A 6,647-nucleotide genomic window follows, 5' to 3' on the forward strand; every position below is an offset into this window, starting at 1 on the left:
CGACATCGAGTGTAAAATTACATTTTTTCTACATGCACTGCTCAAAGCTTTACTTTGTTTTATTTTTATCAATCAAAAGTTTCTCGCCTTTTTAATCAATTGCAGTCGTTTTAATTTTTGGTATTGTTTTGAACAGCAAGTTCAACTTTATCTTTTAAATTTATACTTTTAATTTCATCTATTTATATTTCTAGAGTAAGTGTAAGGTTTTTTTAGATGACACTTACGCTTTCAATTGTGCAGTTATTATCATTAATTGGATTGAAATTGGGCGTTCTGTCATCTACTTTTAGCGAGGAAAGTGACAAATATTTATCTCGGAAATAATAATCATTATCACATAAATGGTGTTTATACCGCCCATTAACTTTATAAATTAGCGTAACCTAGTGAATTTAGTGTATTTTGCGGCGCAAACTAATACTAAAAAGTGCTTTTTAGTTAAATGATTACTAGCGCTTTAAATTTAGGGTAAAATAACCCTGATTTATATATGCGTATTACTGCCTGACGAGGTTCATATGAGTTTGTATACTGAGTACTTGGAAGAAATCCAAACCCGTAAAACGGAACTTGGACTTAACCCAAAACCAATTGATAGCGCTGATCTGCTATCAGAAATTATCGCCCAAATTAAAGACACAGAGAACGAGCATCGCGAAGATTCTCTTAAATTCTTCATCTACAACACACTTCCTGGCACAACTAGCGCAGCTGGTGTAAAAGCACAATTCCTAAAAGAAATTATTCTAGGTGAAGAAACTGTCGCTGAAATCTCAGCTGAGTTTGCTTTTGAACTACTTTCACACATGAAAGGTGGTCCTTCAATCGCTGTGCTTCTTGATCTTGCACTTGGCAATGATGAAGCAGTTGCAAAGCAAGCTGCTGATGTACTAAAAACACAAGTATTCCTATACGATGCGGATACTGCTCGCCTACAAGAGGCTTTCAAAGCAGGTAATGCCGTTGCTAAAGATATTTTAGAAAGCTACGCGAAAGCGGAGTTCTTCACTAAGCTTCCTGAAGTTGCTGAAAAAATCGAAGTTGTTACTTTCATCGCGGGTGAAGGTGATATTTCTACTGACTTACTTTCTCCAGGTCACCAAGCGCACTCACGTGCAGACCGTGAACTTCACGGCCAATGTATGATCACACCTGAAGCACAACAAGAAATCGTTGCGCTTAAAGAAAAGCACCCTAACGCGAAAGTAATGCTTATCGCAGAGAAAGGCACAATGGGTGTTGGTTCTTCACGTATGTCTGGTGTGAACAACGTCGCACTTTGGGCAGGTACTCAAGCAAGTCCATATGTACCATTTATAAACATCGCGCCAGTGGTTGCGGGTACTAATGGTATCGCACCTATCTTCTTGACTACTGTTGATGTAACCGGCGGTATTGGTCTTGACCTTAAAAACTGGGTTAAGAAAGTAGATGCTGATGGCAACACAGTGACTGACGAAAATGGCGAACCAGTATTAGAAGAAGCGTATTCAGTAGCAACTGGTACAGTGCTTACAATCGATACTAAAGCTAAAAAGCTTTTCAACGGTGAAGAAGAGCTATCTGATATCTCATCTGCGTTCACACCACAAAAAGTTGAGTTCATGAAGGCTGGTGGTTCTTACGCGGTTGTATTCGGTAAAAAGCTTCAAACACTAGCGGCAGAAACGCTAGGTGTTGATGCGCCGACTGTTTATGCACCTTCGAAAGAAATCTCACATGAAGGGCAAGGTTTAACAGCGGTTGAGAAAATCTTTAACCGTAATGCGGTAGGCGTTGCTTCAGATGCACCTCTACACGCTGGTTCTAACGTTCGTGTTAAAGTTAACATCGTAGGTTCACAGGATACAACAGGTCCTATGACATCACAGGAGCTTGAAGCTATGGCTGCTTCAACGATTTCTCCACTTGTTGACGGTGCATACCAGTCTGGTTGTCATACCGCGTCTGTATGGGATAAAAAAGCGCAAGCGAATATTCCAAAGCTAATGGCTTTCATGAACAAGTTCGGTCTTATCACTGCTCGTGATCCTAAGGGCATCTACCATTCAATGACTGACGTTATCCACAAAGTATTGAATGATATTACAATTGATGACCGCGCTATCATCATCGGTGGTGACTCACATACACGTATGTCTAAGGGTGTAGCCTTCGGTGCTGACTCTGGTACTGTTGCACTTGCACTAGCTACGGGTGAGTCGGCTATGCCAATCCCTGAGTCTGTAAAAGTGACGTTCAAAGGCAGTATGGCTGAGCACATGGACTTCCGTGATGTTGTTCACGCAACGCAAGCACAAATGCTTAAGCAATTTGGCGGTGAAAACGTATTCCAAGGCCGTATCATCGAAGTTCACATTGGTACACTAATGGCTGACCAAGCGTTCACTTTCACTGACTGGTCTGCAGAAATGAAGGCGAAAGCGTCAATCTGTATTTCAAACAATGAAACGCTTATCAAGTCAATTGAGCTTGCTAAGAGCCGTATCCAGATCATGATCAACAAGGGTATGGAAAATGAAGCGAAGACGCTACAGGGCCTTATTGACCTTGCTGATGAGCGTATCGCAGGTGTTAAATCTGGCGAGCAACCAGCGCTTGCACCAGATGACAATGCTAAATACTATGCTGAAGTAGTTATTGACCTAGACGAAATCGTTGAGCCAATGATTGCTGACCCTGATGTAAACAATGAAGACGTATCTAAGCGTTATACGCACGATGTAATTCGCCCTGTTTCATACTACAACGACAAGCCAGTAGATCTAGGTTTCGTTGGTTCTTGTATGGTTCATAAAGGCGACATGCAGATCATTGCACAGATGCTACGTAACCTTGAGAAGCAAAATGGTTCGATTGAGTTTAAAGCACCGCTAGTTGTTGCGCCGCCAACATATAACATCGTTGATGAGCTTAAAGCAGAAGGTGATTGGGAAGTGCTAGCTAAGTACGCTGGTTTTGAGTTTGACGATGAAAAGCCAAAAACAGCAGCACGTACTAAGTATGAAAACATCCTTTACCTAGAGCGCCCAGGGTGTAACCTTTGTATGGGTAACCAAGAGAAAGCTGAACCTGGTGACACTGTAATCGCAACGTCTACACGTCTATTCCAAGGCCGTGTTGTAGCTGATACATCAGAGAAGAAAGGTGAGTCACTACTTGGTTCAACACCATTAGTAGTACTTTCAACTGTATTAGGTCGCTTCCCAACGATGGACGAGTACAAATCTGCGGTTGAAGGTATCGACCTAACAGCATTTACTCCGCTTGAAGAAGAACTAACAACTAAGTTCGGTTCTGAGCAAGCAGTGCCTGTTAAAGTCGTTTAATCGTTACAGACTGACTACGAAAAAGCGCGTTTTAAAACGCGCTTTTTTTATGGCTGCTCTTTGAGTCGCTATCCTAAGTTTCAAATTTTCTGCATTTTTTATTGACTCCCATAGCTTCTTGTCACGGATTAATTATCAGCCCATATACTTTGTTTTAAATTATTGCAGCATTGAGCTCAACGGTGTGTTTGCTGCGGATTTGAGTTAGTGATAAAAGTAGATACTTCAATTAAAAGGCGAATTTGGTAGGTATTTTTGCTGTACAAGTCTAAACTTTAACTCTGCAGAATCGTTATATAGTAACATAAGTAGAGTACTGTACTGTGCTCTTCACAAAGCGCTAATAATAGGGAGCTCGGGTATTATGAATGATCACAGCAGTTTTTATTTCCAAAGTTATGAGCAGTGGCGCCATGCGATCACTGTGCGTTGCAATATCACTCTCACCCCAGAATATGCACGAACGCGTATTGCTGCGTTAAAAGACGCAAGCGATACCCATACAAAGGAATTTGCAGCAAAATATGGTGAGGCATACCTAAACCAGGTGATTGATTGGTTTAGTAGAGCAGAGCAAGAAGCCTAGTTTTATCAATTGTCGGATTACTGCGACTTGCTCAAATAAAATATATTAAAAATAAAGCGTAAGAATTGAGCCCAACCTTTATAAAATAGTTGGGCATTAGAGAGCGATTGCTCAACTTATCACGATTCTATCAGTTCTTGCTCCATGGACTGGCGCATTTTAAACTTTTGCAGCTTACCTGTGACAGTCATAGGGTATTCTTCCACTACCCGGATATGCTTTGGTACCTTAAAATAAGCGAGCTTATCTTTGAGGTACGCTCTAATATTGTCCTTATCTATTTCGTGTTCTGGCTTTGATTGCAGCCAAACACAAACTTCTTCACCATACTTTTCATCATGTACCCCAAATACTGCAGCATCTTGAACACAGGGGTGATGATAAAGGACTTCTTCGATTTCTCTTGGGTAAATATTTTCACCCCCGCGTATGATCATTTCTTTGATCCGCCCGACAATAGTGACATAGCCATCATTGTCCATAACGCCTAAATCACCAGAATGAAGCCAGCCTTCTTCATCAATGGTGTCTTTTGTCTTTTGATCATCTTGCCAGTAACCTTGCATGACGCAATAACCTCGGGCACATACTTCTCCAGTCGCGCCAATTGGTAAGGTATTTCCTAACTCGTCTATGATTTTAACTTCTGTATGTGCCATAGCTTGTCCAACTGTGGTCACACGTTTTATGAGGGGCGCATTGGTGTCTGTGATGTGATTGAGTGGGCTACATTCAGTTTGACCATATCCGATTAACACGTGCTCCATGTGCATTTTATTTTGCACTTCGCGCATTACTTTTTCAGGGCAAGTAGAGCCTGCCATAATGCCAGTCCTTAAAGATGATAAATCGAAGCGGTCAAATTGCTCATGCTCTAACTGGGCGATGAACATGGTCGGTACACCATGAAGCGCCGTGCACCTCTCTTCTTCGACTGTTTTCAAAGTGATATGTGGGTCAAAGCTGCTACTGGGAAAAACGGCACAGGCGCCCTGACTGATACATGCAAGGTTTCCTAATACCATGCCAAAACAGTGATATAAGGGAACTGGAATGCAAAGCTTGTCTTTATCTGTTAGTTGCATTGCCTGTGCAGCTAGGTAAGCGTTATTTAAGATATTGTGATGGCTAAGGGTTGCGCCTTTAGGGTTGCCTGTTGTGCCTGACGTAAATTGAATGTTGATGGGATCATCTGCAACGAGGTGTGTTGAGTATGCTTTTACATGCTCAAGATCTTGTGGTGTTACTCGCTCTAATAGTAAGTCAAATAAGCATAAGCTTGGTAACTTAAGCGTACTTTCCTTATCGCCTATGATCACGACATGACGTAGGGTGGGTAATTTAGCTGCTTGCAACTGTCCAAACTGACATGATGATAGCTCAGGCGCTAGGCTTGTGAGCATTTCAATATAGTCACAGTGTTTACTATAGCCTGCCATTATAAGCATTTTGCAACCGACATTATTAAGTGCAAATTCAAGCTCTGACGGTCTATAAGCGGGGTTTATACACACCATTATTGCCCCAATACGAGCGGTGGCAAATTGCACTAATGACCATTCAAGACAATTGGGTGACCAAATACCGACTCTATCACCTGGGCGAATACCGCAATTGAGTAATGCAGCGGCAAGTTGATCAATGTGGGTTAGATATTGTCGATAAGTGAGCCGAATATTTTGGTGCTTTACTATTATCGCGTCGTTATCGGGGAATATATTTGCTATATGCGCTAAATAATCACCAATTGTGTAATTTATAAGGGGAAGATCAGATGGACCTTGTTGGTGGCTGTATTGCTTTTTGTAATCTGTTGTCATAACGGTTTCAAATCCTTGTATCCATGATGCTTTCTTTGCCTGCTCTAAGTGACTGCAAACACGCTACCTTGTTATAAGGTATAGCTATAAGAAATATTAAAAGTGGGCAATATGCAAGCTGGACAAGGTGAGTAGTGCCGAAATTAGACTAAAGGAGTAACGAATTAGCTAATATTATAGCTGCGGTGTCGCATTATCTTAAGCTTGTTAATCTAAACGCGCTTGAACTTTACTTTAGTGCTTTGTATTAATGGGTTTTATTTTTGGTTTTATTTTTGGTTTTATTTATTTTTTTATTTATATTGTTTTTTATTTGATGAATTTTTTGGGACTTAAAGAGTTTAAGCGCTTTTTGCTTTTATGTATCTTGCTGTTTTTAATGTGGATTTTTATTTGTCTTTTGTTTTTTGTTTAGTTATTTTCATTTGTTTTAATATTAATATATTAATTTGATTTTCATGTTGATTTTAAGTTTTTTTTGTATTAGTTTTATTTTGTTTTTTAAGTTAATAATAAGGAAATATAATGAAAAAACTATTATCTTTAATCTTTGCGTTGTCTCCTCTTGCTGTTTCTGCTAATTCAAGCGATGAGGGAGCTGTTGAATCATCAAGGTATTATGGCCCTATTACCATTTGTGAGTATTATTGGACAGGCGGGTACCATAATGGTGGCGATGACCCATACCCTCACTCTGTTATTAGGCCTGTTGATAGTACCGTAGAATATGAAGATCCTGACGTGCATACCTTTAAAGTAAGAGGGCACAGTTATAAATGCTTGGAACCAATTTATATGGGTCCTTATAATCGCGTGTTTAAGTTGTTTGCAGCCCGCCGTACGACAGGGTATTTATAATTTTTAATATAAATGTGCATGGTTTTAATCATGCACATTTATAAATTTAGC

4 protein-coding genes are annotated in these 6,647 nt (G+C 40.2%); 3 read left to right on the plus strand and 1 reads right to left on the minus strand.

Going from position 1 to position 6,647, the window contains the following annotated elements:
* Positions 1–521: 521 nt before the first annotated feature.
* Together L1077_RS23400 and L1077_RS23405 are read left to right on the plus strand one after the other, a co-directional pair.
* A complete protein-coding gene (locus L1077_RS23400) occupies positions 522–3,332 on the plus strand; it encodes a bifunctional aconitate hydratase 2/2-methylisocitrate dehydratase (protein ID WP_237139244.1) in 2,811 nt (936 codons plus the stop codon).
* Between the two features lie 364 nt (positions 3,333–3,696).
* Positions 3,697–3,918, plus strand: a complete 222-nt coding sequence (locus tag L1077_RS23405; RefSeq protein WP_237139245.1) for a hypothetical protein — start codon at positions 3,697–3,699, stop codon at positions 3,916–3,918.
* Positions 3,919–4,037: 119 nt separating this feature from the next.
* On the opposite strand, the gene L1077_RS23410 is transcribed toward L1077_RS23405, so the two are convergent.
* Positions 4,038–5,738 carry an AMP-binding protein gene (locus tag L1077_RS23410; protein WP_237139246.1) on the minus strand — a complete coding sequence of 567 codons (1,701 nt, stop codon included), beginning with the start codon at positions 5,736–5,738 and terminating at the stop codon, positions 4,038–4,040.
* Between the two features lie 525 nt (positions 5,739–6,263).
* On the opposite strand from L1077_RS23410, the gene L1077_RS23415 reads away from it, so the two are divergent.
* Positions 6,264–6,596 carry a hypothetical protein gene (locus L1077_RS23415; RefSeq protein ID WP_237139247.1) on the plus strand — a complete coding sequence of 111 codons (333 nt, stop codon included), beginning with the start codon at positions 6,264–6,266 and terminating at the stop codon, positions 6,594–6,596.
* Positions 6,597–6,647: the final 51 nt, after the last annotated feature.

The organism is Pseudoalteromonas luteoviolacea, from assembly GCF_021654285.1.
Classification (GTDB): domain Bacteria; phylum Pseudomonadota; class Gammaproteobacteria; order Enterobacterales; family Alteromonadaceae; genus Pseudoalteromonas; species Pseudoalteromonas luteoviolacea_J.

Bases quoted from the DNA above. Each gene is read 5' to 3' on its own strand.
- L1077_RS23405 (WP_237139245.1), top strand. From the start codon at position 3,697: ATGAATGATCACAGCAGTTTTTATTTCCAAAGTTATGAGCAGTGGCGC.
- L1077_RS23410 (WP_237139246.1), bottom strand. From the start codon at position 5,738: ATGACAACAGATTACAAAAAGCAATACAGCCACCAACAAGGTCCATCT.
- L1077_RS23400 (WP_237139244.1), top strand. From the start codon at position 522: ATGAGTTTGTATACTGAGTACTTGGAAGAAATCCAAACCCGTAAAACG.
- L1077_RS23415 (WP_237139247.1), top strand. From the start codon at position 6,264: ATGAAAAAACTATTATCTTTAATCTTTGCGTTGTCTCCTCTTGCTGTT.